This is a genomic window from Anabaena lutea FACHB-196 (assembly GCF_014698305.1).
Classification (GTDB): Bacteria; Cyanobacteriota; Cyanobacteriia; order Cyanobacteriales; family Nostocaceae; genus Anabaena; species Anabaena lutea.
Genome location: NZ_JACJST010000002.1, coordinates 461,578 through 486,177, shown reverse-complemented (window position 1 = coordinate 486,177; position 24,600 = coordinate 461,578). Strand labels below are relative to the sequence as shown.

Sequence of the window (24,600 nt, the reverse complement as noted above, 5' to 3'; positions counted from 1 at the left end):
GTCCTAAGTGAGCAGTTGACACTCCCCTAAACGGTTTTGTCTTTCTCATCATACATTCAAGAAGATTGGGGAGATGGGGAGAATTGTCTGTTCCCCGTTGAAAGTTCTTAAAACCTTTGACCTAGTCCAATATGCACTTGGCTATCTCCTTGGTCATTAATGCCATAATCAGCCCGAATTAAACCCAAAGGTGAGTCAACCCGCACTCCTGCACCATAACCAAAACCATTCCCCGGCTTACCACGTACACCCGCTGGATCTCCTAAAACCGTGTCCCCAGAACCTAAATCGGAAGCAAAGTCGGCAAATAGTACACCCCCAGCAATGGGAAAAATGGGAAAGCGGTATTCAGCAGAAGCTAACACATAACTGCGACCACTACCAACTTTTCCAGAATCATAGCCGCGTACTGAATTAGAACCACCCAAATTGAAGGTTTCGTAAGGAGGTAAATCACCAACTACAGTACCAGCTTGCAAATTTAAAGCAAATACTTGTGGCTGTTTGCTGTTAAATAATTTGACTGGCATATACTGGCTATAATTGCCCCGAAGACGATTCATGGTAATTTGACCATGACCAATGGGGATAGATTGTTCAGTGCTGAAAGTTAGGATAGAACCTTGAGTAGGTTTAACAGGATTATCTCGTTCGTCTTTAGTGGCTGAGAAAGATACGGTAGTCAGGTCATCAATTCCCGTTCCACTGAATGATAATTGGTTTTGATTGGCATCAGTTGGGGTAATATTACCTTGGCGATCGCGGATAGTAGTACGAGAGTAGTTAAGTCCTACAGAAGCGTCCCAACCATCAGTTTTCTGCTGAAGACTCACACTACCGCCAATTCGTCCTTCGCGTACCTTATCGTCATTTTCTAGCCTAATTTCATCATCAAAAGTATCCGAAAGTTCCCGCCGGCGGAAGGTTTTGATGTTGTAACCTAAGCGATTGGGGTCAGTTGCCCGATAAGGACTGGTGAAATTAGTATTAAACAGTACATCTTGTCTATTTATCTCAACATTGGCTGCCAATGTGTCATTAACTCCGCCAATATTTTGATCTCTGTAACTTAAGATGACTGACAGCCCATCATCAGCATTATAACCGCCGCCCAAATTAACTGAACGCGCCCCAACTTCCTTGAGTTCGTATATCAAATCTAGTTTGGTTGCATCTCCTTCAAAAGCTACATTGACGCTTTGAAATAAACCCAATTTATATAAAGCTTGTATATCTTGCTGGGCTAAATTGTCTTGAAAGACTTTACCTGGTTGTAACTTCAGTTGCTGTTTGATAAAATCGGCTTTAGTACGGCCCTTGACTGGGTTTCCATTGCTATCAACGTTTTTTCCCTCTTCGTTTAGAAAGCGAAATTTGATCTCACTTACCAAACCTTCAGCTACATTCACGGTGAGGATACCTTGGCGGTTGGGTTGAATCGATAGTACCCTCGCTAGGGTATAACCATTATCGGTATACCACTGGTTAATTTGTTTAACGGTTTGTTGTAGTCCTGCTGGGCTAATATCTTTACCAATCTGAGATTGAAAACTTTCTAAAGCTACTTTATAGGTGAGAACCTTGGCACCAGATAGTTGCAGAGTTCTGACTACTATTGGTTTGACTTGATATACTACATTCAAGCCTGTGGGCGTAATGCTGCTGTTGACTGTGGCACTGGCAAATAAACCAGTATCTAAAATTGCTGTTACATCTGTTTGGAGTTGGTTTTGGCTAGTATCTCCACCTATTTGGGTTTTAATAACTTTGCCAATTATCTGCTCTAATTCGGGACTAGCTCCAATTATCTGGACATTAGTAGCGGTAACTACTAAGTTATTGTCTGTAGGAATAATATTGCTGGCACTTTTTGACACAACCACTCGCTCAGGGGCAAATTCCATAGCAAATGTAGTTTCTGGAGATGCTACGGTTTCTAATTGTGTTGGCTCGGCTTCTACAAATGGTACTACCACCACATCGGTGGTTGTATTGGTTTGTTCTTCTTGATTTGTGATGGCAGTAGGCGCAGCAGTTGCTTGCTGAGTGACATTACTAGCTGCTACAGTAGCTAATGTAAAAATTGCCGCAGAAGAAAGTCGCATAATTAGTATTGATTAACTTAATTAACTCAGTCAGCAGTCAACATTGAAGAAGACACGGGGACACGGGGACACGGAGACGCTCTTACACCCCAGGTCTAAAGCCAGGGGATTCCAGCAAGGAATGTCTTTTTTCTTCTCCACGACTGTAGTCGGGGGCTTGAAACCATTTGCGTCGAACGTCGGACACAGGCGACTCTCCGCGTCCTCTTCAGTCAAGTCAACTACTGGGGATAATATGTAGTTCCCATACCTGTAGATAAACAGACTATTAATTGTAATTTTTTGTTTCTTGTCAATTTCTGTTGCTGATCTGCAAGATGGTTGATGAGTATTTAGATCTAGGGAGTTTTTACCAGATTAAATTTAGGCTTACTTGGTAAAGGACAATACCTATTATGAGATTTTATGATCACAAATTGCAATAGGCAGTTATATCGCCTCCGGTTGACTACTTATGATTAGGTCTGACGCTCTTACGCGGAGAGTTCTTGAATAAGCAATTAGCCGGACTTAATAAGTACCCCGACAGAATTAATTACACGGATTGTTTTCCTGTTAAGAGTTCCCTCTCTCTACTATTGAATTTAATTTTGTCCGACTACTTATGAGACAGGATATAGTGCATTTACCCGAAAATGGCTGTAAAGAAGACACGAAAGTCTAAAATCTAAAATTTAAAATCTAAAATTTAAAATCCTATGCGTGATTTATCCCCATTAAACCAAGTTGCAGACTCGGCAGCTACTACTTCTCCTTTGCAGTTACTAGTTTTAAGTAATGGTCATGGAGAAGATGTGATTGCTGTCCGCATTTTGCAGGAACTTCAACAACTCTCTTCCCCACCAGATATCTTTGCTTTACCTATAGTGGGTGAAGGACGTGCTTACCAACAGTTGAATATTCCTTGTATTGGTTCGGTGCAGACTATGCCTTCTGGTGGCTTTATTTATATGGATAGTCGCCAGTTGATGCGAGATGTCCGTGGCGGTTTAGTGCAACTGACTTGGAAGCAAATTCAAGCTGTTCGTGGTTGGGTGAGTGATCAAACCAAGTTAGGTAATAAAAAGGCTATCTTAGCGGTGGGAGATATTGTACCGCTGTTGTTTGCCGCGATAAGTGGTGCTAATTATGCGTTTATTGGCACGGCCAAATCTGAATATTATGTCAGGGATGAGGTGGGTTTGTTACCCAGAAAGTCAAAATCGGCACGGTGGGAAAATTTTTCTGGTTCCATTTATCATCCTTGGGAAAGGTGGTTGATGAGTCGTCGTCGTTGTCGTGCGGTGTTTCCTAGAGATTCGCTGACTACGGAAATTTTAAAAAAATGGCCAATTCCGGCTTTTGATTTGGGTAATCCGATGATGGACGGTTTGGAGAAGACTTTTAGCACTCCAAAGTTTTATGCGGCTGATACTGAAAATGAAGAGCTAGTTCGTCCTTTGATTGTGACTCTGCTCCCCGGTTCCCGTGAGCCAGAGGCTTATAGTAACTGGGAAATAATGATGGTTGCTGTGTCTGGGTTGATGGCTAGTTTTCGGGAGCGAGATTCTATTTTACCCTCGGCAGGGACTGTGATTTTTTTAGGTGCGATCGCTCCTGGGTTAGATTGCACCATTTTATCCCAAACTTTGCAAATCCAAGGTTGGCGTTCCTGTCCTGAATCTCCTATCCAACTTTCTGATGCTAATATTTTGACTTTTAAGCAAAGAAATGCATACTTAGTTCTTAGCCAACAAGCTTATAATGACTGCTTACATTGGGGAGATTTAGCGATCGCTATGGCAGGGACAGCAACAGAACAATTTGTTGGTTTAGGCAAACCTGCGATCGCAATTCCAGGGAATGGTCCACAATATAACCCTGCTTTTGCTGAGGCTCAGAGTCGTCTTTTAGGTGCATCTCTGATTTTAGTAGACCAACCAGCAAAAGTTGCCCAAGCAGTAAAATCCCTACTCAAAAATCCCGACAGTTTACAAGTAATTGCTGAAAACGGTGTTCAGCGCATGGGAAGATCAGGTGCAGCAAAACGTATTGCCGAATGTTTACAAGCTCGATTGTGAAAAAATAATCTCAACCAACTAACCCAGAACGCAAGGCTCTAACAGCAGCTTGCGTCCGGTCATCAGCACAAAGTTTATTCAAAATGTTACGAACATGAGTTTTGACTGTACCTACTGTGATGTAGAGTTTTTCCGCAATTTGTCCATTACTACAACCAGCAACAATCAACTCTAGAATTTCCAATTCCCGTTGAGTCAAAGGGTAGGTTTCCAAAACTTGCTCATATTCTGTAGCTAGAGCCTCAATTTTTACAGTCTTTGGCTTATCAGATGATTGGCTATCTCCTGGTATCCCCTGTCGCATCTTTCGTAACACCACATTGGCAATGGACGGATCAATCCAAGAGTTACCACCATAAGTTGCTTGTATGGCCTCAGTTAACTTACTGATGCTGGTCTCCTTCATATAATAAGAATCTGCTCCAGCGGCAAAAGCAGCCAGTACGGCATCTTCTGTATGATCCATTGTCAAAATGAGAATTTTTGTGTTCGACTGTCCAGTTTCTGTTTGGTACCGCTTGAACTTACGTGTAAGCTCAATGCCATCCATATCTGGCAACCCAATGTCCACCACAGCCACATCTGGCTTAGTAGTTTCTAAAAGTTTTAATCCCTGAGTGGCATTTGCCGCTTCACCAACAACTTTTAACGCGCTGTGTGACTGCAATGCAGCCCTTAGTCCCATACGCGTTAAATCATGATCTTCAATTAAAACAATGCTAATTTCACTCATTTTTACACTCAACTCTTTATCTGACTACTTTTCCAAAGTTAAGACTTTAGTGTAAGTGTTGGCTCTGATTTCCCCACACTAAAGGTAGATGATATTTTGGCTGTCCTGCATCCATCGATAGAAATAATAAATTTCCCTTTTTTATGTAAGGTGAAAGTAAAAATCTAACTACGGGTATATAGCTATTCGCCAAAAAAAGGTGAAATATGGATCAGAATAATCCTGCATCATACTATCCATTGGTTACTACTCCGAGTTTATTGAGTCGAAACTCCTCCTTAATTTTATTTGCCAGCCTGGGGTAAAGCTGACAATAATCCACAAATTATCACAAGCTAAAGTTATTTGAGAAACAAGTCACAAATTCTCAAAAGCCATCTTGAGCTAGACTATCGAATTCATAAAATTCATGGAGCTATATGTCATATTCATAAAACTCACCTTTTCTCAACTCTCATTCTTCGATTATAGGTGTGGATTCCCAAAAATACTTATTGACAGAAAAATGTTAAATTTTATATTTGGGATTGCCGATCAAAAAATAGCCGATTTTTGAGCCAATCGTATTAACTATGGCAAAAATAGTCAATTGCAAATTATAAATTTTAAACTTGGGAGATTGAAGCCTGGAGACAGTTAAAAATTTAAATTGGAGATAGTAAAAATATGTAGTTTTTTATCCAGATTATTCAAAGAATAGCTTCAGTTAAGCTTAATTTTTCGACAAAAATTTTGACTTTTAGCACCTGACTTAATCAAGCAACAGATTTAGGTAATTTTTATAAATTTTACAAATTACCATCTCACAGCTAAATGTCAAGTATCCCAGAAGTCTACTCACAAAAGTAGGTATTTTTTTAGATAGGCATAGGTGAAACTATTTATTCAAGATAATTTTTTTAAGCTCAGAGGTTAATACCATTTTGGATTTTAGATTTTGGATTGTCAAGGACTTACTACATCAAATTTGCAGGTTTCCATTTGTCACCATCATTTTTAAAATTGTGTGAAGAGAACAGCCTAAAAGTATTTATTTTTCCTGAATGGCTAACATTAAACATGAAAATCAATACATAGTACTGCTCAGACTTAAAAAAATAAATTTCAACTATTTCATTTTTTTAATAAGGAGTCAACTAACACTAATTATTCAGCATCTAGCAAAAATCTACTGAATGAAAACTCTCAAATCCTTGATATGTAATGTTTCCATGCAACTCTCACTAATGACTGAGGACGGCGAACACTTACTCATTTACAATTATATTGAGATGAGTAAAGTACATAATTTGACTGCATATCAATTTCACTTAACTTAGGAGATAATGATTTTAATATGCATAATTACTAATTACTTACCAGTCATTAGTAATTAAATTGAAGTGATTGTACTTTAACTACAACTGTAAAAAGTAGATTCAATTAAAAGGATTTAAAGAAAATATAAAATATTCTCTTTAAATGCTAGTAAAAGACAGCAAAATTGATTAATATAGTATAAATAGATAAATAGAGGATAAAAAACTTAATGTAATAAACCTGAGTTCGATATTGTGTGAAATACCTAAATCACTACCGAAATATAGAATTCCTAGTTAATTTGTTTGAAAGTGATCTGCGCTCTATACTTAAAAAAACTCAGTATCCTTATTTCCTATTAAGAGTTAAGAGTGAAAAGTTAAGAGCCTCCATGAGTAACTACAGCCATGTCACGTCACCTATCAGTAATCAAACTGGATTTCTATAGATATTAAATGCTCAAAATCAACAGGGGTAAATGTTGTATTTACATAGCTTGAAAACCTAAATCCTGTACATCAACCTGTATTGGACAGCGAAAATAAAAACCGATGGAAGAGACGCTGAAAATCTTGGTTGTGAATAATGATGAAGCAGATCGCATGGCAGTACGTCTAGCCCTGGCTAAAGCAGGTATTTGCATGGAACTGCATGAAGTCAGTGAAATTAATAAGGCACTGGCTGCTCTCAAAAGTACTAATTTTGATTGTGTTTTTCTTGATAATTCTTTACCAGATCAAGATGGATTAAATTCAATTCACAAGCTACGTTCTTTAGAAATCAAAGTTCCTTTAGTCATTCTCTCTGCTCAAGGAAATGAACAAATAGCTGTCGAGTTAATGAAAGCAGGTGCTACAGACTATCTTCCTAAGTCTAAACTATCTCCAGAAACTTTGGCACAGACTTTGCGGAATGCAATTCGGTTATACCGTGCTGAAATGGAGGCAGCTTTAGCAAATCAAAAGCTGAAAGAAAGTTATGAACAACTGCTTCATAAGAACCAAGAATTGGAGAAACAACGCCAACAAATTCAGCTACAAAACTTGAAATTATTGGAAGCATCACGGCTCAAGTCACAATTTTTAGCAACTATATCTCATGAGTTGCGAACACCGATGAATGCCATTATTGGTTTTTCACAAATATTGTTACGTCCCAAATTTGCTCAACTTACCAATCAGCAAGCAGATCTGGTAGAGCGTATCCTCAATAATGGTAAGCATTTGCTGATGTTACTCAATGAAGTGTTGGACTTTTCTAAACTGGAGTCTGGTAAATTAGATCTAAAGCCGGAAATATTTGACTTGTCTAAAATAGTTAATAAGACGGTAGAAGAAATACGTTCTTTAGCTGAAGCCAAAAAATTATCTCTGGTAGTAAAAACAGATTTACAAAATACTTTAGTTTTTAATGATCCAGTGCGAGTACATCAGATTGTAATTAACCTATTATCCAATGCAGTTAAGTTTACAGAAAATGGAGGTATTTGGGTAGAAGTAAAAGAAACGGCTAACAATCGAGTAACTATTAGTATTAGGGATACAGGAATAGGTATTTCTCCTGGAGATTTTGAACATATTTTTGAAGCATTTCGACAAGTAGATCAAGGAATTAGCCGCAAATATCCGGGAACTGGTTTGGGTTTAGCAATTATTGATTCCTTGGTACAAATGATGGGAGGAGAAATATTTCTAGAAAGTCAATTAGAAGTAGGTTCAATATTTATAATTGAATTACCACGCCAAATAATATTAGCACCTAGTTTAGCAGATAGTTCTAGTTTAAATTTTGGTAGTGATAATTTGTATTATTCTCATAATAATCATCCCGAATTTCCATCTAAATTTAGTAAATATTCTCTGGGATATCCTAATCTCAAACTCTAATTAAATTAGATAATTTAGACCCTTTATCAAGCAGTTAATAAACCATGTCTGTTGTCATAAACGATAAAATTGATCGAATCCTGGCAGTTGATGATACTAGAGATAATCTCATTTTAGTACAAACAATTTTAGAGAGTGAGGGGTATGAAATAGATTTAGCAGCCGATGGTGCAACTGCTTTACAAAAAGTGGCTCAATTTCCACCTCAGCTGATTCTCCTAGATGTAATGATGCCGGGAATGGATGGTTATGAAGTTACGCGTAGAATTCGTAATAATCCTGAACTGGGGTATATTCCGATTTTGCTGATCACAGCCTTTCACGAATCTAGTGTTGTCGAAGGATTGGATGCTGGGGCTGATGATTTTATTCGTAAACCCTTTGATACAGATGAATTACTAGCTAGAGTGCGATCGCTCCTTCGTCTCAAGCATAGTATAGACGAACAGCAAAAAATGACACGCCAGCGAGAAGATTTTGTTTCTCGTCTAACTCATGATTTGCGAACACCTTTAGTAGCTGCTGATCGAATGCTGAGTTTGTTTCAACAGGAAACTTTCTGCAAGATTTCTCCAGAAATGAAACAAGCGATATCTGTCATGATTCGCAGTAATCAAAATTTAATGGAAATGGTCAATACCTTACTAGAAGTTTATCGCTTTGAAGCCGGAAAAAAGACTTTAAATTTACAAAGCTGCGACTTAAAAGAAATAGCACAAGAAGTAGTAAGTGAACTCAATCTCCTTGCTAATGAGAAAGATTTGACTCTGAAATTAGATACGCATCAGTTAAATCAAAAAGGCGATGATGCTGGCTTTACTATTGGTGATAGACTCGAACTCAGAAGAGTTTTAAATAATTTAATTGGTAATGCTATCAAGTTTACAGATAAAGGCAGTATAGAGATTCGCATTTTTGAAAATTTACCTAGTACTGCCGATCAAGCTGAAATTATCATTGAAGTTGCCGATACAGGTTATGGAATTACACTTGAAGATCAAGCAACTATTTTTGAGAGGTTTCGTCAAGGGAGAAACAAAAGATCAGGTAGTGGTTTAGGACTACATTTATCACGCTGTATCGTAGAAGCACACGGAGGAAAAATCGAACTTTTTTCAGAATTAGGTAAAGGTAGTGTATTCACAGTTCGACTACCACAAAAAACTTGATTGATGTCATAAAACATAGTAAACATTTGGGAATTTTTAATTTTGCAGTTTCAATTCCCCAGAGGGGTTGACTGATTTACAGCGGGATTAGCTATTCCTGGTATACTTCAACAGCTGAATGTGGCTGCAATTTTTCTTGTAGCAAACGACAAATAATCATCTCTAAATCTTCAAGCATATAGGGTTTACTAATATAGTCGTTAAAACCCGCTCTCAGGAAGCGATCTTCCTGATCTCTACCAGCTAAAGCAGTGACTGCAACTACTGGAATATTCCAGGTTAGTGGTTCACGCTTTAAATATTTCATCACATCCAAACCACTCAGACCAGGTAACAGAATATCTAATAAAATTAAGTCTGGCTGATAATTTTTGGCTACTAGTAGAGTGCTGGAACTATCCGTTTGACAAATAAATCTACACCCAATTGATTCCAGGGCATAACTAAGTAACAGTAGACTGTCATCATGATCTTCTACAACCAAAATCAAAGGCTTCGGAGAAGTTTGCTTTTTTTCATCACTCATGAATGAATTTGCCAGATACATCTCTTATCCAGAAGATTATATTGGGATAGATCCTTTTTCTCCTATAAACAAACGACATATCCCACGAACTATCAGATAAAGCTAAATCTGGTTGATATCTTGTTTCATTTGGGTTCAGTTGAGAACCTTTACCCATCTTAAAAAAACAGGACAATCTTGAACTAAATAAATTTATTATACACTTTTTGATCATATGCAAAATTACAGAATATTTTCTTCATGCCTTCATCATAACTTTACATAAAAAAAATCAACATTGACTTCCGTACTATCCGAGTAATTATTGTCATAATTGGGGAATTGATAAAATTGATAAATATGACTTCGATATCATCTGAAGAACTGTCAATTTGTCAATAAATTAGCTGATACTGGCTCAAACATAACTATTTTGAACAGAATACTTGACACAGATGAAATATTATATTACATTGTAATATTAAAGTTTAGTGTTAATTAATGCAGGAAAATTTTCATGTCATAGCGAGTGAATTATGTAAAGTTATGTTATGCATTGCTCTTTTCACAATTTCATAAAAATTACTGAATTTTACGGCTTGCGTACATTTGTATAAAACTTACAGCAAATTGCCAGTTGTAGTAAGTACAAACTAAAAATCAAAATTTATCTCTAGGTAGCGTAAACCATATATTACCCTACGGTATCAAAGAGCAAGCAGCTTTCACTCCTGACTTCTACTAAGAATAAACTCTTTGGCTCTGGCAACTTGCGCTCAGGTAGTTTATAGTACGAGAAAAGTTTTGCTCCCATCTCCTGTATCACCAGAAAATAATTCGACTTTCCTAAATCACATAAAATATGGATTTTGATTATTTCCGAAGCAACGACGGTAATTCTACGAATAACAACCGCCAAAACCTACTCGCTAGTGGTTGGCGGCCATTTCATCGTGACTTTGATTGGAACTATCTCTGGCAAGTAATCTCTCATGATACCCAGGAGTTGACCCAAAAAAGTATTAATCTAGCTAGTTATTATGCTGATGCTTTAGCTAGAAAAGATTATGCTTGGTGGGCAAATATATTAAATCTAGCTTCTGACTATACTCGTGGTGAATTACAAAAATATTGGAATTTCATTACACCAGAACCACTGACACCAGATTATCGCTACAAAGATGTTTTAAGTACAGAAACGCCTATAGTACAATTTGTCAGTCGCAACAGTATTCCCATTGATTATGTACTTAATCTCTTGCAAGAAATTACTGTTTTGCGAGTTTTACGGTTATTAGATCGTCCTGATATTATTACCCAATATTATTCAGAGAGAGATTTTTATTTTCCTGTCGAGAAGTTTGTAAATTGGGAACGTTTAGATGTATTAAATACTGTCTATGCTTATTGGGCAAAGTACGATATTTGGCTGCAAATTGATCCCTATGATCGCGGACGAAGACAATATACTTTAATGTCGCAAAATTTGGCATCTTTAATTAATAAAGCTACTTATGATTTAGCGGTGATGTTGAGTGGATATCAAAGTCGTGTAGGTAAGGTTCACAGTCAATTTCCTATTCGCACATTTCCCAAAGATATTCAAGATTTCAGTGATTTAGTTCAGCAAGCCATTCTCAATCAAAATCAACTAGCAGTTGTAGTACATGGAGAACCAGGGACAGGTAAAACAGCATGGACACAATCAGTAGCCAAGGAAATTCTTGTACCTTTAGGGTATGTAATTTTTATTTTGGATCATGATGCTATCACCAACTTTGTTCCGCCAACTTACTTAGAAAAAATTTGTATTATTATCAATGAAGCTGACAATTTAGCACAAGATCGGGCTTCTGAAGTAGCACAATATAATAACAAAACTGAACATATTTTGGCGTTGCTAGATGGAACTTTGTACCAGAGTGTTATTGACGAATCTGGAGTGCAGATAAAACAACGTTTGGTGGTATTAATGACTTGTAACACCACGGAAAGATTAGATCCAGCTATGTTACGTAAAGGCAGAGTAGATTTGATATGTGAGTTTACTGAGAGATTTGTTTAAAAATCAGTTATCAGTAATTATGATGATTTCAGTCGCATTAGCCTGGATAGGAAAACAAATTTTCTCAATTTAATCTCAATTGAAATATTATGAGTCCACAATCTCCCTTGCAGTTAACTAAAGGGGCAATTCTGCGTTTAAGCCTGTTATTTTTGGCAATGCTGGGGTTTGTTTTGTGGTTAAATCAGTCTGGTTCAATAGAAAATGCCCAACTTTTAGAAACTCTTTACCGTCAGGGAAATTACATTGAGGCAGTATTATGGGGTTTATTTTCCTTGGGATTTATAGTATATAGCTACAAACGAGATTCGCTTATTGCTAAACGCAAAAATCAAATTACTGCGGTGATTTTTCTGTTGTTCGGGTTATCTGATATTATTGAAGTTCAAACTGAAGGATGGTGGAAACCTTGGTGGTTGTTCCTCTGGAAAGCAAGTTGTGTTTTAGGCTTTCTGGTTTGCTTTTGGGATTATTGGAAAACTCATCGTTCAAATGAACAAAATTTTAATCACCTGTTTTGTGCCAAAACGCAAAAACCGAAATAGATTAACTGACAATGAGTAATTCACGCTTAGTTAAAATCAGCAAATTTCTGAGTAAATATTTACGTCATCAACCAGAAGAAATAGGAATTAAATTAGTTCCTGGTGGTTGGGTTTCTGTGGATGAATTGCTAACTGCTTGTGCTAAAAACAAATTTCCCATTACCCGACAAGAATTACAGGAAGTAGTTACCACTAATGATAAAAAACGCTTTTCCTTTGATTCTACTCATACTTTCATTCGTGCTAATCAAGGACACAGTATAAAAATTGATTTACAGTTAGAACTGGCTGTTCCCCCAGATGTGCTTTATCACGGTACAGGACACAAATCTGTAGATGCGATTATGCAAACAGGAATTTCTAAAATGTCACGTCATCATGTGCATTTATCTTCTGATATGGCCACAGCTAAAATAGTGGGTGCAAGGCATGGTAAACCCGTTATTTTTGCTGTAGATGCTGGTAAGATGTATGCAGCAGGTTATATTTTCTATTGTTCTGATAATGGTGTTTGGTTAGTGGATCATGTACCACTTGAATATTTACAGCTATTTTTAGGTAAATGAATCACACAGCAGAAATTAAAACAAACCCTCTCCTTAACAAGAAGAGGGATGTGCTTCAGGACGTTATTGAGGTTTTATGTAATGCCCGCGATCGCCCTGGAATCTTAGTATTCATTAAAGAAAAAGACCAACTTAAGCAATCACCTTTGCTTTTGACCAGACACCATTCTCATCTTCATCAAATTGTTGGCGAACAGCATTCCAAGCTGATTGTTCAGCTGTAAATTCGTCATTTGTTTCATTAAGTACGACGTTATAGCGCTCAATAAATAGTCCTTGGGCTTCTTTTGAAAGATGAGTGCGAACTTCTGGAGCTAAATCCTCTGGACTGTTACATCGGCCAGGACAAGGATGATCCAAGGCTTTATCAATTGTGTGAATTTCTTCACCACCAGCGCTTTCAAATAGCAATTGAAATTCACCTGTGCGATCGCTCGGAATTTCCGCCATCAATAGGAATTCCCCAGCTTCTAAGCGGGTTTGGTAAATAGTGGCTTTGTCTTCTGGCATTCCCAAAGTAGTGAGAACCGATACTAAACCAGCACCTGCACTACCTGCGATCGCACCACTAGCTGCCCCCAACAACACTGCACCAATTGGTCCTGCTGCCACAATCGGTCCCACAAAGGGAATAAATAATACACCGACACCCGTTAACAAACTCAGGAAAGAACCAAACAAAGAACCAAAAATTGCTCCTGTTTTCAAACCTCCCAGAATTACATCTCTCTTCGTCAGAAAACCAGAAATTCTTGTTTCAGACTGGAAATTTCTGCCCATCACAGAAATATAATCCTTGGGTACGCCTCTATCTAGCAAACGGCGAATTACATCATCAATTTGCTTTTGTTCTTTAAATACAGCCGAGATAGTACGTTCAGCTTGATATCCTTCAGACACTTGTATACTCCTTTATTATTTGTGTTGACAATTCTTGACTACACACCCACTGGTGTTTTAGTCTTTGTTGCTTGCTGTTTACCATCTGGTTGCAGCGCCTCTCCTTCAATAAATGAGCGCAACATCCAAGCTATTTGCTCATGTTCTTCCATGAGATTAGTCAAAAAGTCAGCAGTTCCCTGATCATGAAACTCATCACTACACTGATCTACATGATCTCTTAAATTGCGAATAATCTGCTCATGATCTTTAACCAAGTGAGCTACCATCCCCGTGGCTAAGGGAATTTTATCAGCGTGTTCTTTGAGAGTAGCAACCTTGAGAAATCCCTCCATTGTGCCAATGGGATAACAACCCAAAGCCCGAATTCTTTCAGCCAATTTATCAATATTTTCGGTCAGTGCGTTATAGTGTTCTTCCCAAAGCTGGTGCAGAGTACGGAACTGAGGACCAACAACATCCCAATGATACTTTTTAGTTTTTACTAGCAATACATAAGAGTCTGCTAAATCTTGATTCAGCAAATTCACGACACTTTGGCGTTGTTCGTCTGTCAAACCAATATTTATTTTATTCATTGTCATCCTTCCCTACCTTTACCTACTTATATAAGTAAGTTCACAAAATATAGACATAATCCACATCGCTCTAAAGGAATAAAAGAAAATTAACTATTCATTCTTGATGATTTTTAATTTATGTTATGACTCTAAATGATCTGAAAATCTCAAGCCAGACAACACAAAATAGGATCAATTTATAATACTTACATTACTCATTGATCCTACACCAAATTATGAATAATTCTTACTTATCTTTGCCTGTAACTTTTTCCAAAAAGCCTTTTACTTCCTGTTCTACTGAAGTTGCATTCTGGGAATTTGCGGGAGTCTTCATCTTGTCAATGTCAGCATCTCCTTGGACTTCGTTAAGTCCTCTCTTTGTTTTTTCTTGAGTTTCTTTCAGTCCTATTGGTGGAGCTTTAGCCGCTTCATCAGTTTGGCGTTGAGTTTCCAGTAATTGTGTCGTACCTTCTGTGGTATCACTTTGATAACTACTGATAGCTAAAGCAGGAAAAGCATTAAATAAAAATATGAATGCACAAGCAAAAGCCACAATTAGAGATCTAGATGCTGACTCAAATCTAGATTTAGCAAAATCAAGAATCTTCATTTGATATTTTCCACTCTATTCTGTTCTTCAATCTTAGTAAGGTTCAACATTTATTAAATCAATCTTCAGAGAGAATTAGCCTGAATATCTAAGGAGATAAAAATCACTCTTTAGATATAAAACAAGATTGATAGCTCATATCTTGCACCATGATCCTTGCCGCAAAATCATGGTTTATAACTCTGACAATTTCGTGTTCAAGGGTATTATCCACCTACCTTTATTGAGAAGATGCAAGATGTGAGAATATGCCAATGTTAGATATTATGCAAAATTACGAAAACCTGCATTTGAGTATTTTCTTGCTCACCTTATAGCGGTTCTCGGTTGAGAGAGATACAAGAACCCCCCCGCAAGCGAGGAGAGGGCTATGATGTACCTTATTCAAGTGCATACCGCTATATCTTGTTGACAGCATCACGAAAACTAGAATGATAAAAGCCGTAGAAAATATTCCCTGGGATAGATGGCGGATTTAAAAACTCTACCCAATTTTCTAACAATTCTTCTATTTCATATTCATCTGTATCTAGAATTTCCGCTATATCAGCAACGGATATAGGTTGTGTTTGCTGCGCTAAAACTTTCAACACCGCTAGGGGAAAATCTTCACCTTTGGAGGGGAGCATTTTTTGTAAATGCTGTTGGTAATAAGATTCTAAACCAGGAGGTAGAGATGTTTCTAACTGGGAAGGTTCGCTATAGAAACCGTCAGCAATAGCAGCTAAAACTTGACTCACATACATAAAATTATTTTCGCTGCGGTTGGTTAAATTAGCAATAAATTTTGCTTCATTTATCTGGTGGGTATTTAACCAAGATTTGAGAATTGACCTCTCCCCCAACTTCTCTCCTACAAGGAAAGGGGAGTTAGATGATTCTTGTTCCCCCATTACCTCGTAGGGAAGGGGGGTTAGGGGGGTTAGGTTTTTTATAATATAAGCTTGAATATCTCGGTTATTTTCCTTTGGATAATCTGCTAAATTCAAACTTTGCACCGGTGCTTCAATTAATAAACCAGAATTATCTGATAAAAACGGATGACGGGAAAGGAGAAAATAAACCCCATGCGGAAGGTAGCGGGGAAGATAAAAAATATTTGTTCCTGGTGTTTGTAAATTGCGGTTGATGCAGTTTAACCCATCAATGGCAATAATTAATTTTTGATTTGCTTGTAATAAATTTTCGCTGATTTGTTGGAGAAGCAAGGATAAAAACCAACTCCCTTCTGTTGCGTTATCTGGTAAATTTGGCAGGGATATATTTTGAAAGTTGGCGATGATTTGAGAACATATATAAGTTAAAAACTCCTCAGCATGATTTTTTCCCTCTAACTCCGCGTTGTAATAAATAACATGAGGATTTTCCTGAATATATTTAAAAATAATCGCACTTTTACCGCTACCCGGTGCGCCGATAATAGTAAAATAACCCCGGTTATAGCGGTGGAGAAAATTATTAATAGCAGTGAAGACAAAATCACGACCGATAAAATTCGCGTTTTTGGTGTTAATAACTTCCGTGAATTGTTGCTGAGTATCCAGGTAATTATTAACCGTTGGTGGTCTGGGTGTGGAGTTCATAAATTTACTCTCCCGCATTTTCCAACTTTAAAAAATGCACCATCCCCGAATCGTCACCCGCAACAATTGTTAACCCATCGGGTGCAACTGCACAGGAATTGATGGGATATTCACCTGTGAAAGTAGCTATCTCCTCCCCTGTCTCTAAATTCCACACCTTGACAGTATTGTCATCAGAACTAGAAATTAACCTTTGACCGTCCGCTGTTACTGCTAATGCGTATACCGAAGAACGATGACCTGTTAGGCGGAATATTTCTTTTCCCGTCTCTAAATTCCACACTTTCACAGCACCGTCACCAGAACCAGAAATCAACCTTTGACCATCCGCTGTTACTGCCACGGCGTTTACCAAACTACTATGATCTGTGGGAACGGTGAAATTGTCCTCCCCTGTCTCTAAATTCCACACCTTGACAGTATTGTCATGAGAACCAGAAATCACCTGTTTACCGTCGGCTGTGACTGCCACTGCTTTTACCAAACTACTGTGACCTTTCAGGGTAAACAGTTCTTCTCCCGTCTCTAAATTCCACACCTTGACAGTATTGTCATCAGAACCAGAAATCACCCGTTTACCGTCGTTTGTTACTGCCACTGCGTTTACTAACCCACTATGACCTTTCAGGGTGAACAGTTCTTCTCCCGTCTCTAAATTCCACACCTTGACAGTATTGTCATCAGAACCAGAAATCACCCGTTTACCGTCGGTTGTGAATGCTATTGCGTTTATTGAAATCATATGACCTGTGGAGATGAACAATTCCTCCCCAGTTGTTAAATTCCACACCTTGACAGTATTGTCATCAGAACCAGAAATCACCCGTTGACAGTCAGTTGTAACTGCTACTGCTTCTACCAAACTACTATGACCTGTAAAGGTGAATAGTTCCTTTCCCGTTGTTAAATTCCACACCTTCACAGTTCTGTCATCAGAACCAGAAATCACCCGTTCAGAGTCTACCGTAACTGCCACTGCATTTACTGAACCACTATGACCTGTGAGGGTAAACTTCTCCTCCCCTGTCTCTAAATTCCACACCTTCACAGTTCTGTCATTAGAACCAGAAATCACCCGTTCAGAGTCTGCCGTAACTGCCACTGCATTTACTGAACCACTATGACCTGTGAGGGTAAACTTCTCCTCCCCTGTCTCTAAATTCCACACCTTCACAGTACCGTCACCAGAACTAGAAATCACCCGTTTAGAGTCTGCCGTAACTGCCACTACGTTTACCGAACGACTATGACCTGTGAGAGTAAGAAGTAAGCATCCCCCTGGTGGTGTGAGACCGGGGGTGAGGGGACGCAACCAAGGGTAAGTTTGAATTTGTGATATTTGTTGTAATAGTTGTTTAATTTCTGGGGTATGGATAGCTTGTAACCTTCCCCATAATTGACTGGGTAATTGTTGTTTATCCTGGGTGACTATGTGTGCAGAGAGTCGCAAAGCACTTTGAATATATTGTAAGGTTTTGATTTGGTCTGGGTGGATTTCGGTTTGGGTAGCATCCAGTAAATCATAATCTTCAATTAATGCTTGGATGCCAAATTCAGGATGATTGATTTTGGCGGATATGAATTGATAATCTGTGAGGATGTGGTAATACTTTTCATACTGACCAGAATTAACCAAACTATAAGGATATCTACCCAGACGAATTTTTTGTTTATATAATTTTTGAGCAGAGGATTTTTTTTCAATTTGTTTCATTTTCATCCTCATCCTGTTCTAAATAATTAGCAATACGTTTGTTTACGTCCTCAAATAACTTACGAGTTCTTTTAACTTCTCTTTTTGCTGTCAAGAAATCTAAGAAACTAGCATGATAGATGCTGTAACAGGTATCTTCATCTATGGTTTGTTTTCTCAAATATTCAATCCATTCATCTAAAATATTCTGCACATCACATTCATCTTGATTGAGAATATCAATTATCATATTACAGGGAATTGGTGTACCAATTTCCACTAAAGTAAACAGAATCATTACTTTCATTTGTTTAGATGAATCATTCATTTTCATGCGTTCCCAATGGGTTTGATAATAATTCTGTAACCCTTCAGGTAGTTGGTTTAAATTCAAATCATCATATTTACCCTTTGCTATGGTTGGTAACACATAGCGCAAGTACATAAAATTATTTTCGCTCTTTTCTGCTAATTGCTGCACAAAAGCGTCACGGGTGATATTTTGGCTTTTTATCCAATTTTGTAACCCTGCTTTATGTTCTGGATCATTTTCTAAACAGAAACGGATATACTTTTGAATATCATTCCGGTTTTCTTCATCATACTTCTTGTCAGTTAAATCTAATTCTTCTTGCTTGACTCCTTCAGTATAAAGTCGTTTTTTACTCGGTTCATAGCGTCGTCTGGTCAGGAAGAAGTAAACATTGTCTGGCAGAGTTTTTGGTAAATATAAAATATTTTCTGCTCCTGGTTCTTGGTCTACTTCATCTAACGCATCAAGGACAATGATTAATTTTTCATTATTGCTCAGGTTTTCCGTAGCTTTTACCAGTAATGTTGATAAATCTGCTTTTTCAACATTTGCTAATTGATAGCGGTCAATTAGTTGTTTGCAAATGCTTTCAAGGAATAATTCAGGACGGTTACGACCATCTACCAAGACGTTAAAATAACAAATTGCTTTATTTTCAGAAACGTATTTTGCAGCGATGGTACTTTTGCCCATTCCCGCATCACCGATAACTGTAAAATAGCCTTTACTATTGGTTCTGATGAAGTTTTCAAAGGCATCAAATACAAATCCACGACCGCAGAAGGATTGTATTTTTTCGGTGATTAATGATGTAAATTCTGGTGAGATGGATTTATCAGTAATAGGATTTTTAATATCATTTGATTGAGTTTTATGATATTGCTTTTTTAAATAAGTTCGTAATTTCTCAAATTTACCTGCACCGTCTTTTTCTCTCAGTTCAGGACATACATTTTCAAACTTTTTATAAATCTTTTGTAGGCGACTGGTGACTGTAGATTCCTCTATTTGAAATTCTTCACATAGTTGAGTTTTATTGAGTTGTGCATTTTCATGAGGGAGTGCTTTTAATAAACTTTCTGTTTCTTGAGTAGATAAACCTTGTTTACCTGCTTCTTGGTTGAGAAAATCTTGCCAATTCATAGATGTTGTTTAGATTTTAGTAAGGATTATAACTGATTTTTGGTAAAAATGGTCTGGTTAATGTTTTTTAACCGTAATTTTTCGATTTGCATTATAAACCGCCTGGGAATCAATTCCCAGTCTCATAGCTCAAGTCCACTTTAGTGGACTAAAAGATTTTTCCAACGATTTGGGATAAATTGTACTATAAAATTGCTTTGATTGAAATTGATAGATTAGGAAAAAATGAAATGGCTGTACTTTTAATATACCTTAAATGTACTTTGGATATACTTCGTTTATATGTACTTCTAATATACCTATCTCTATACTTTTGACCAACTTTATTGCTTGAAATTGATGACAAGATAAAGATGTGTAAAAAATCCACAAGCAAACTTAAACCTTAAACAAAATTAGATAGTTATGTCTTTTAACTTCTTCAACAACCACAATAATGATGATCTAGTCAAAATCAAAGTAGAAGCGCAGCAAGTAATAATCGACCGGTATAAATTAGCCTCTTACATTGCTGCTGGTGTAGTTGCTGCTTCTGCCATGATGGCTTTAGGCGGTGTTGGTTTGCTATACTTTGGTAAAATTTCAGAAGCAACTTTAACAACAGGTGTGGGTGCTTTAGCTACCATGACTAGCATTCAATATGCAAAACAAACCAAAGATGAATTATTTGATATGTTGAAAGACATAAAGGAAGATCATTAATTAATATCAGTTACCATGCTGCAAATTATTTAGTCATCTTTAGATGACTTCAGCTATGAGACTGGGAATTAATTCCCAGTCGAAACTACCCCAAATTTAGATTTTCTGTTAAAACTGTAAAAGCTTAAATTCCCATGCTGTGAAATATATCATAAAACTTTATGCCGCCAAGTTATAATTCTACTTCCATCAACAATGATAACAAAACAATAAAAATAATTAGTATTGCAACAATAGCATTATTTTTAGCCGCTTGTAACAACACCGAAATCAAAACCGAATTAAAAACAAACAGCCAACCATTAAAAGTTGCCATTCCTGAAAATCAAGCAAATACAAAATCACAACCACCAGCTAAAATCGAAAACCTGAATTTTACCGTTCCTGCTAAATTCCAAGGAAAGACAGTTTATAAAGTCGAACCCAGAAACAAGGAGAAAGTCATTGCTTTAACTATTGATGATGGACCCTGGCCAAAAACCACAGTAGAAATGTTGGATATCCTCAAACAAAATGATGTGAAAGCCACATTTTTTTGGGTAGGAAGTGCCTTAAAATCCAATCCCGAAATCGCCAAACGAGTTGTAGCGGAAGGACACGCTATTGGAAATCATACCTGGAATCATTTATATAAACGCATGGATGCAGCCACAGCTAAAAATGAAATTGAAAAAACCAATGAATTAATCTATCAAACAACAGGTGTAAAAACATCTATATTCCGTCCACCAGGAGGCTATTTAAACAACGGATTAGCCACTTATGCTAAAAGTCAAAAAAACTCTGTTGTCATGTGGTCATTGACTTCAGCAGACACCGATCCTCGTGCAAAATATCAAGTATTTGTGAAAAATGTTGTTAAAGGTGCAAAACCAGGAGCAATTGTGTTAATGCATGATGGTGGAGGAAATCGTGAAAGAACTGTCAAAGCCTTACCAGAAATTATCACTGGACTAAAACAACAAGGTTATAGATTTGTTACCATTCCTGAATTATTAGAAATGGAAAAATAGATATAGCATTTCCTAGTCTAATGAAGTACAAAATTATCTGCGTACCCTGCGGGAAGCAAGCTATATCTGCGTCCATCTGTCTTGAAAAGTTGAGCCACTTGCTTGCGGGGGTTCCCCCCGTTGTGCAAAGTGGCGTTCCTACGCCGGGAAACCCGGCTACGAGGAACTTTTCGCTGCGTTTAATTATTACTGCTTGTACCTCACTTGAATGGGAATTGCTATAGCCGTGGACAGGGTGGTTAGGACATCAATTGATAATGAAACTCTTACTACAAGAGGGTTTTACTCCTGAACCGGAGGTCTGCGAAGCGTCTCCTGACTCCTGCTATATAATACATAACTTTAAGTCAAAGCCTTGCCAGAAATCATCAATAGACTCAAACAGCAAGGCTACCGATTTGTCACACTTCCTGAATTATTAAAAATGCAACAATAATCGCTAATCAACATTCAGCACTTTTAACAGAATCACAAACTTGAGACTCATGCCAAAGTTTATTTAAAAAGAACTCGGTGCGATCGCTCATAGTAGTCACAAACACGCCCACAGCATCATCAGCACCATCTGATAACCAAGAACCTTGGAGCGTCACTTCCAGATATTCAGCATCACCAGTACACAGGGCAATGATTTCACTATCATTTCGTTGCACCTCCAACTTCAGCCTTTCTACTCCCGGTAAATCAACAGGAAGCAAAAAGGAAGCTGTACTAGGTTCACAGCAGAGAGGTTGACCAACCCGTAGTGCAAAAATCGCTCTTTGCGCCACCCATTCCTCTATTGGCAGAGTAAGACACTCTAAAAAAAAGCTCCCTTCAGTGTAAGTTAATTTAAGCATTTTCTATGCTCTCCTGTTATTCCAGGTTTGCTTGGATATCAACCCAAAACTTTTCCGCAAAAGAAACAGCTGGGTGAATTGGTGGTTTTGGCTTGCTCCGCAGTTGCATACCAACTTCAGCTGGAGTCTTATCGCCTTTACGAGAGTTACATCTTTCACAAGCTGTGACTACGTTATCCCAGGTATGTGGACCGCCTTTAGAACGCGGAATCACATGATCTAGCGTTAGATGTTTCTTGCTACCGCAATATTGACAATTATGGTGATCTCGTCGCAGCACTTCCCGCCGATTGACTGGGGGAACTTTCCACATCCGTTCAGCAGCAGCAATTTTTAGGCGGATGTGCTTGGGTACAGAAATTACCAAGCTAGGTGAGTGAATTAACCAGCCGTCTTCTGTGGAAAAATCCACCGGTTCTGCCTTATTGGTCACTAACAACACAATCGCTCGCTTGATATTTACCCGACACAGTGGCAAGTAATTTTGAGAAAACACCACTACGGATTGCTCTAACATTCGCATTGCGCTCGTCACAGCCTGACTCCTTATTAAAAAACCCCCACTTCTGATTTAGATGAAGCGGGGGTTAGAAATTGACCTGATGGCTTTCTGGTCTTATTGTGGTCAAGCATTTCTTCGCTTGTACCTCCCGCTTCTTACATCTAGTTCTGGTTTGCTATTCAGCACATTTAGGCTGATATATCTAGGATCATAATAAAAATCATCATTACCCTCTGTGTTTTGCCCTTGATGCTGGCTATCGGCACTTATAGATAAATACTCCACTTCCGCAGCACCAAATTCCCAACTGCCAGGGAATTGGGCGACACGCGAAGAAGTAGAGATGGGGTAAATGGATTTCACGGAAAATTTCACCTATTGAACATTTCTTTAAACATACTACACTTGTATTACTATCCTGTCTATAGTTATAAGGAGAAAAAATCATGCAGACAATCGCACGCACCTCAACCACCGATATGGAAGTCACCAGCATCCGTTTGGAGCGGGAACTGAAAGATAAACTCAAAGAGATAGCTGGCAATCAGGGATATCAAGCTCTGATTAGAGATATCCTCTGGAATTATGTACAGCAAAAATCAGGTGAGTGGAAACCGCGATTTTCACGCGCAGATATTCGAGCCAGTATTCCTGCTACTGCACAGCAAGAAGAGCGATGTGTACTTACAGGTACATCAATTCAACCTCAACAGCCCATGTTACTGGGATTAACAAGAAATGGCGATATGGTTCCTCTGAGTGTCGAGAGTCTGGCTATCTAGTACATTAGTCTTATTTTTTGGTAACAGGGAACATACTGGATATGGTGTGGTGTAAAGCCACACCATATGCCAATTACTAATTGCTAAGAGAACTCCACAAAAAAGATGATCCAATTTCACCAAATCAAAGCGACTTTTCTTCCCCCTGCTCCCTGCTCCCCGCCCCCCTGCCGTTACAACGACGGGATATTTTTTTAGTTGGAAGTCTCTAAGGGGTTTTAAACGCAAATTTTCGATAACTACCTTCCGATAGATAGCTATTGGAAGTTAATCGTGAAAAAATCAAACTTTAGTACCTAGAAAATCCCGAATTCATACTTTACTCAAATCCAGTCGGACGCTGTTGAGGGGATTAGCTTTGATGTCTGCCAATCAATCTTTAACATCCACACCAGTTAAAAGTTGCATTCTCGTGCCTCAGCATTATCAGAGGCAACCAGTGATTTCTCGCTTAGTTTCCCGTTACAGCCTGACTGTGAATATTAAAGCCGCGTCACTAATATCAGGCAGTGATAACGAAGGTTGGTTTGATTTGGAAATTTCTGGTAATCCCCAAAAACTAGTAAATAGCTTATCTTACTTGCAAGAATTGGGAGTAAATTTAGCACAAATAGCGATCGCAAACCAAATTCAATCTCCACAAAACCAACCGTATTTTCCCAATATAGATAAAAATTTGATTTTCCAAAAGCTCGGACGCGTCAAAACTCAGTGGCCAGAAGAATTCCAGCAATTGATCTCTACAGGTCAGACCAATAGAGTCCGCTTACAATTATGCATTCTCAAAGCCTATCATGAGAAACCTATCATTTCCCAGTTAGTTTCTCGCTATGGTTTAACAGTCAACATTACCAACGCCTTACTCCCTCCCAATGAAGAAGATGATGGTTGGTTTGACCTAGATTTGTGGGGAAGAAAAAACCAAATCTACTCCAGTTTGATTTATTTAGAAACCCTCGGTCTACCTCTGTGGTTAGATTTGTCTAAATTTTATAGCGATCGCAATTTAAGTCAATAGCTTCAT

General features: G+C 38.0%; 22 protein-coding genes and 1 pseudogene. 11 read left to right on the top strand and 12 right to left on the bottom strand.

Going from position 1 to position 24,600, the window contains the following annotated elements:
• Positions 1-107 precede the first annotated feature (107 nt).
• On the bottom strand, positions 108-2,105 hold the full coding sequence (locus tag H6G59_RS04325; protein WP_190711908.1) for a BamA/TamA family outer membrane protein: 1,998 nt from the start codon (positions 2,103-2,105) through the stop codon (positions 108-110).
• A gap of 698 nt (positions 2,106-2,803) precedes the next feature.
• Between H6G59_RS04325 and H6G59_RS04320 the strand changes: the two genes are divergently transcribed.
• Complete coding sequence (locus tag H6G59_RS04320; RefSeq protein ID WP_190711907.1) at positions 2,804-4,165, top strand: lipid-A-disaccharide synthase-related protein; 1,362 nt, start codon at positions 2,804-2,806, stop codon at positions 4,163-4,165.
• A gap of 10 nt (positions 4,166-4,175) precedes the next feature.
• Here the strand turns inward: H6G59_RS04320 and H6G59_RS04315 are convergent, their stop codons facing one another.
• On the bottom strand, positions 4,176-4,898 hold the full coding sequence (locus H6G59_RS04315; protein WP_190711906.1) for a response regulator transcription factor: 723 nt from the start codon (positions 4,896-4,898) through the stop codon (positions 4,176-4,178).
• Positions 4,899-6,748: 1,850 nt separating this feature from the next.
• Between H6G59_RS04315 and H6G59_RS04310 the strand changes: the two genes are divergently transcribed.
• Together H6G59_RS04310 and H6G59_RS04305 are read left to right on the top strand one after the other, a co-directional pair.
• Positions 6,749-8,083 carry an ATP-binding response regulator gene (locus H6G59_RS04310; protein WP_190711905.1) on the top strand — a complete coding sequence of 445 codons (1,335 nt, stop codon included), beginning with the start codon at positions 6,749-6,751 and terminating at the stop codon, positions 8,081-8,083.
• 44 nt (positions 8,084-8,127) lie between these two features.
• Positions 8,128-9,252, top strand: a complete 1,125-nt coding sequence (locus tag H6G59_RS04305) for a hybrid sensor histidine kinase/response regulator (protein WP_190711904.1) — start codon at positions 8,128-8,130, stop codon at positions 9,250-9,252.
• Between the two features lie 91 nt (positions 9,253-9,343).
• Here H6G59_RS04305 and H6G59_RS04300 read toward each other — a convergent pair whose 3' ends face one another.
• On the bottom strand, positions 9,344-9,799 hold the full coding sequence (locus H6G59_RS04300; protein ID WP_190711903.1) for a response regulator: 456 nt from the start codon (positions 9,797-9,799) through the stop codon (positions 9,344-9,346).
• A gap of 820 nt (positions 9,800-10,619) precedes the next feature.
• Between H6G59_RS04300 and H6G59_RS04295 the strand changes: the two genes are divergently transcribed.
• The 3 genes from H6G59_RS04295 (at position 10,620) to H6G59_RS04285 (ending at position 12,933) form a co-directional block, all read left to right on the top strand.
• Positions 10,620-11,822 carry an AAA family ATPase gene (locus H6G59_RS04295; RefSeq protein ID WP_190711902.1) on the top strand — a complete coding sequence of 401 codons (1,203 nt, stop codon included), beginning with the start codon at positions 10,620-10,622 and terminating at the stop codon, positions 11,820-11,822.
• Positions 11,823-11,911: 89 nt separating this feature from the next.
• The gene (locus H6G59_RS04290) at positions 11,912-12,367 is read left to right on the top strand and encodes a hypothetical protein (RefSeq protein WP_190711901.1); all 456 of its coding nucleotides are present in this window, start codon (positions 11,912-11,914) and stop codon (positions 12,365-12,367) included.
• Between the two features lie 11 nt (positions 12,368-12,378).
• Positions 12,379-12,933, top strand: coding sequence for an RNA 2'-phosphotransferase (locus tag H6G59_RS04285; RefSeq protein WP_190711900.1), 555 nt, complete (start codon positions 12,379-12,381; stop codon positions 12,931-12,933).
• 132 nt (positions 12,934-13,065) lie between these two features.
• Here H6G59_RS04285 and H6G59_RS04280 read toward each other — a convergent pair whose 3' ends face one another.
• The 6 genes from H6G59_RS04280 to H6G59_RS04255 all read right to left on the bottom strand — a co-directional run bounded on the left by H6G59_RS04280 (position 13,066) and on the right by H6G59_RS04255 (position 19,738).
• Complete coding sequence (locus tag H6G59_RS04280) at positions 13,066-13,833, bottom strand: ChaB family protein (RefSeq protein WP_190711899.1); 768 nt, start codon at positions 13,831-13,833, stop codon at positions 13,066-13,068.
• A 38-nt stretch (positions 13,834-13,871) separates the two neighbouring features.
• Entirely contained in the window at positions 13,872-14,411 is a 540-nt protein-coding gene (locus H6G59_RS04275) for a Dps family protein (protein WP_190711898.1), read from the bottom strand.
• 229 nt (positions 14,412-14,640) lie between these two features.
• Complete coding sequence (locus H6G59_RS04270) at positions 14,641-15,006, bottom strand: hypothetical protein (protein WP_190711897.1); 366 nt, start codon at positions 15,004-15,006, stop codon at positions 14,641-14,643.
• Positions 15,007-15,404: 398 nt separating this feature from the next.
• On the bottom strand, positions 15,405-16,589 hold the full coding sequence (locus tag H6G59_RS04265) for an ATP-binding protein (protein ID WP_190711896.1): 1,185 nt from the start codon (positions 16,587-16,589) through the stop codon (positions 15,405-15,407).
• 4 nt (positions 16,590-16,593) lie between these two features.
• Positions 16,594-18,303, bottom strand: a complete 1,710-nt coding sequence (locus tag H6G59_RS04260) for a WD40 repeat domain-containing protein (protein ID WP_190711895.1) — start codon at positions 18,301-18,303, stop codon at positions 16,594-16,596.
• Complete coding sequence (locus tag H6G59_RS04255) at positions 18,290-19,738, bottom strand: P-loop domain-containing protein (protein WP_242038776.1); 1,449 nt, start codon at positions 19,736-19,738, stop codon at positions 18,290-18,292. Before H6G59_RS04255 ends, H6G59_RS04260 begins: the two co-directional genes overlap by 14 nt.
• 405 nt (positions 19,739-20,143) lie before the next feature.
• Between H6G59_RS04255 and H6G59_RS04250 the strand changes: the two genes are divergently transcribed.
• From H6G59_RS04250 to H6G59_RS27235, 3 genes and pseudogenes are all read left to right on the top strand, one after another.
• Entirely contained in the window at positions 20,144-20,440 is a 297-nt protein-coding gene (locus tag H6G59_RS04250; RefSeq protein WP_190711894.1) for a TRADD-N-associated membrane domain-containing protein, read from the top strand.
• Between the two features lie 161 nt (positions 20,441-20,601).
• Positions 20,602-21,453: a polysaccharide deacetylase family protein gene (locus H6G59_RS04245; RefSeq protein WP_190711893.1), complete on the top strand. Its 852-nt coding sequence runs from the start codon at positions 20,602-20,604 to the stop codon at positions 21,451-21,453.
• Positions 21,454-21,799: 346 nt separating this feature from the next.
• A pseudogene (locus H6G59_RS27235) lies at positions 21,800-21,889 on the top strand (polysaccharide deacetylase family protein); the annotation flags it as partial.
• Positions 21,890-21,896: 7 nt separating this feature from the next.
• Here H6G59_RS27235 and H6G59_RS04240 read toward each other — a convergent pair.
• The 3 genes from H6G59_RS04240 to H6G59_RS04230 all read right to left on the bottom strand — a co-directional run bounded on the left by H6G59_RS04240 (position 21,897) and on the right by H6G59_RS04230 (position 23,157).
• Positions 21,897-22,292: an alr0857 family protein gene (locus tag H6G59_RS04240; protein ID WP_190711892.1), complete on the bottom strand. Its 396-nt coding sequence runs from the start codon at positions 22,290-22,292 to the stop codon at positions 21,897-21,899.
• A gap of 16 nt (positions 22,293-22,308) precedes the next feature.
• Entirely contained in the window at positions 22,309-22,815 is a 507-nt protein-coding gene (locus tag H6G59_RS04235; RefSeq protein WP_127054526.1) for an HNH endonuclease, read from the bottom strand.
• 102 nt (positions 22,816-22,917) lie between these two features.
• Positions 22,918-23,157 (bottom strand): hypothetical protein, encoded by a 240-nt coding sequence (locus H6G59_RS04230; protein ID WP_339327920.1) that lies wholly within the window; start codon positions 23,155-23,157, stop codon positions 22,918-22,920.
• Positions 23,158-23,240: 83 nt separating this feature from the next.
• On the opposite strand from H6G59_RS04230, the gene H6G59_RS04225 reads away from it, so the two are divergent.
• Positions 23,241-23,576: a ribbon-helix-helix domain-containing protein gene (locus H6G59_RS04225; protein ID WP_190711890.1), complete on the top strand. Its 336-nt coding sequence runs from the start codon at positions 23,241-23,243 to the stop codon at positions 23,574-23,576.
• Between the two features lie 361 nt (positions 23,577-23,937).
• The gene (locus H6G59_RS04220) at positions 23,938-24,594 is read left to right on the top strand and encodes an NIL domain-containing protein (RefSeq protein WP_190711889.1); all 657 of its coding nucleotides are present in this window, start codon (positions 23,938-23,940) and stop codon (positions 24,592-24,594) included.
• The last annotated feature ends 6 nt before the right edge of the window (positions 24,595-24,600 follow it).

Coding starts and splice junctions, on each gene's coding strand:
- H6G59_RS04325 (WP_190711908.1), bottom strand. CDS start 2,105: ATGCGACTTTCTTCTGCGGCAATTTTTACATTAGCTACTGTAGCAGCT.
- H6G59_RS04320 (WP_190711907.1), top strand. CDS start 2,804: ATGCGTGATTTATCCCCATTAAACCAAGTTGCAGACTCGGCAGCTACT.
- H6G59_RS04315 (WP_190711906.1), bottom strand. CDS start 4,898: ATGAGTGAAATTAGCATTGTTTTAATTGAAGATCATGATTTAACGCGT.
- H6G59_RS04310 (WP_190711905.1), top strand. CDS start 6,749: ATGGAAGAGACGCTGAAAATCTTGGTTGTGAATAATGATGAAGCAGAT.
- H6G59_RS04305 (WP_190711904.1), top strand. CDS start 8,128: ATGTCTGTTGTCATAAACGATAAAATTGATCGAATCCTGGCAGTTGAT.
- H6G59_RS04300 (WP_190711903.1), bottom strand. CDS start 9,799: ATGTATCTGGCAAATTCATTCATGAGTGATGAAAAAAAGCAAACTTCT.
- H6G59_RS04295 (WP_190711902.1), top strand. CDS start 10,620: ATGGATTTTGATTATTTCCGAAGCAACGACGGTAATTCTACGAATAAC.
- H6G59_RS04290 (WP_190711901.1), top strand. CDS start 11,912: ATGAGTCCACAATCTCCCTTGCAGTTAACTAAAGGGGCAATTCTGCGT.
- H6G59_RS04285 (WP_190711900.1), top strand. CDS start 12,379: ATGAGTAATTCACGCTTAGTTAAAATCAGCAAATTTCTGAGTAAATAT.
- H6G59_RS04275 (WP_190711898.1), bottom strand. CDS start 14,411: ATGAATAAAATAAATATTGGTTTGACAGACGAACAACGCCAAAGTGTC.
- H6G59_RS04270 (WP_190711897.1), bottom strand. CDS start 15,006: ATGAAGATTCTTGATTTTGCTAAATCTAGATTTGAGTCAGCATCTAGA.
- H6G59_RS04265 (WP_190711896.1), bottom strand. CDS start 16,589: ATGAACTCCACACCCAGACCACCAACGGTTAATAATTACCTGGATACT.
- H6G59_RS04260 (WP_190711895.1), bottom strand. CDS start 18,303: ATGAAACAAATTGAAAAAAAATCCTCTGCTCAAAAATTATATAAACAA.
- H6G59_RS04255 (WP_242038776.1), bottom strand. CDS start 19,738: ATGAATTGGCAAGATTTTCTCAACCAAGAAGCAGGTAAACAAGGTTTA.
- H6G59_RS04250 (WP_190711894.1), top strand. CDS start 20,144: ATGTCTTTTAACTTCTTCAACAACCACAATAATGATGATCTAGTCAAA.
- H6G59_RS04245 (WP_190711893.1), top strand. CDS start 20,602: ATGCCGCCAAGTTATAATTCTACTTCCATCAACAATGATAACAAAACA.
- H6G59_RS04240 (WP_190711892.1), bottom strand. CDS start 22,292: ATGCTTAAATTAACTTACACTGAAGGGAGCTTTTTTTTAGAGTGTCTT.
- H6G59_RS04235 (WP_127054526.1), bottom strand. CDS start 22,815: ATGCGAATGTTAGAGCAATCCGTAGTGGTGTTTTCTCAAAATTACTTG.
- H6G59_RS04225 (WP_190711890.1), top strand. CDS start 23,241: ATGCAGACAATCGCACGCACCTCAACCACCGATATGGAAGTCACCAGC.
- H6G59_RS04220 (WP_190711889.1), top strand. CDS start 23,938: ATGTCTGCCAATCAATCTTTAACATCCACACCAGTTAAAAGTTGCATT.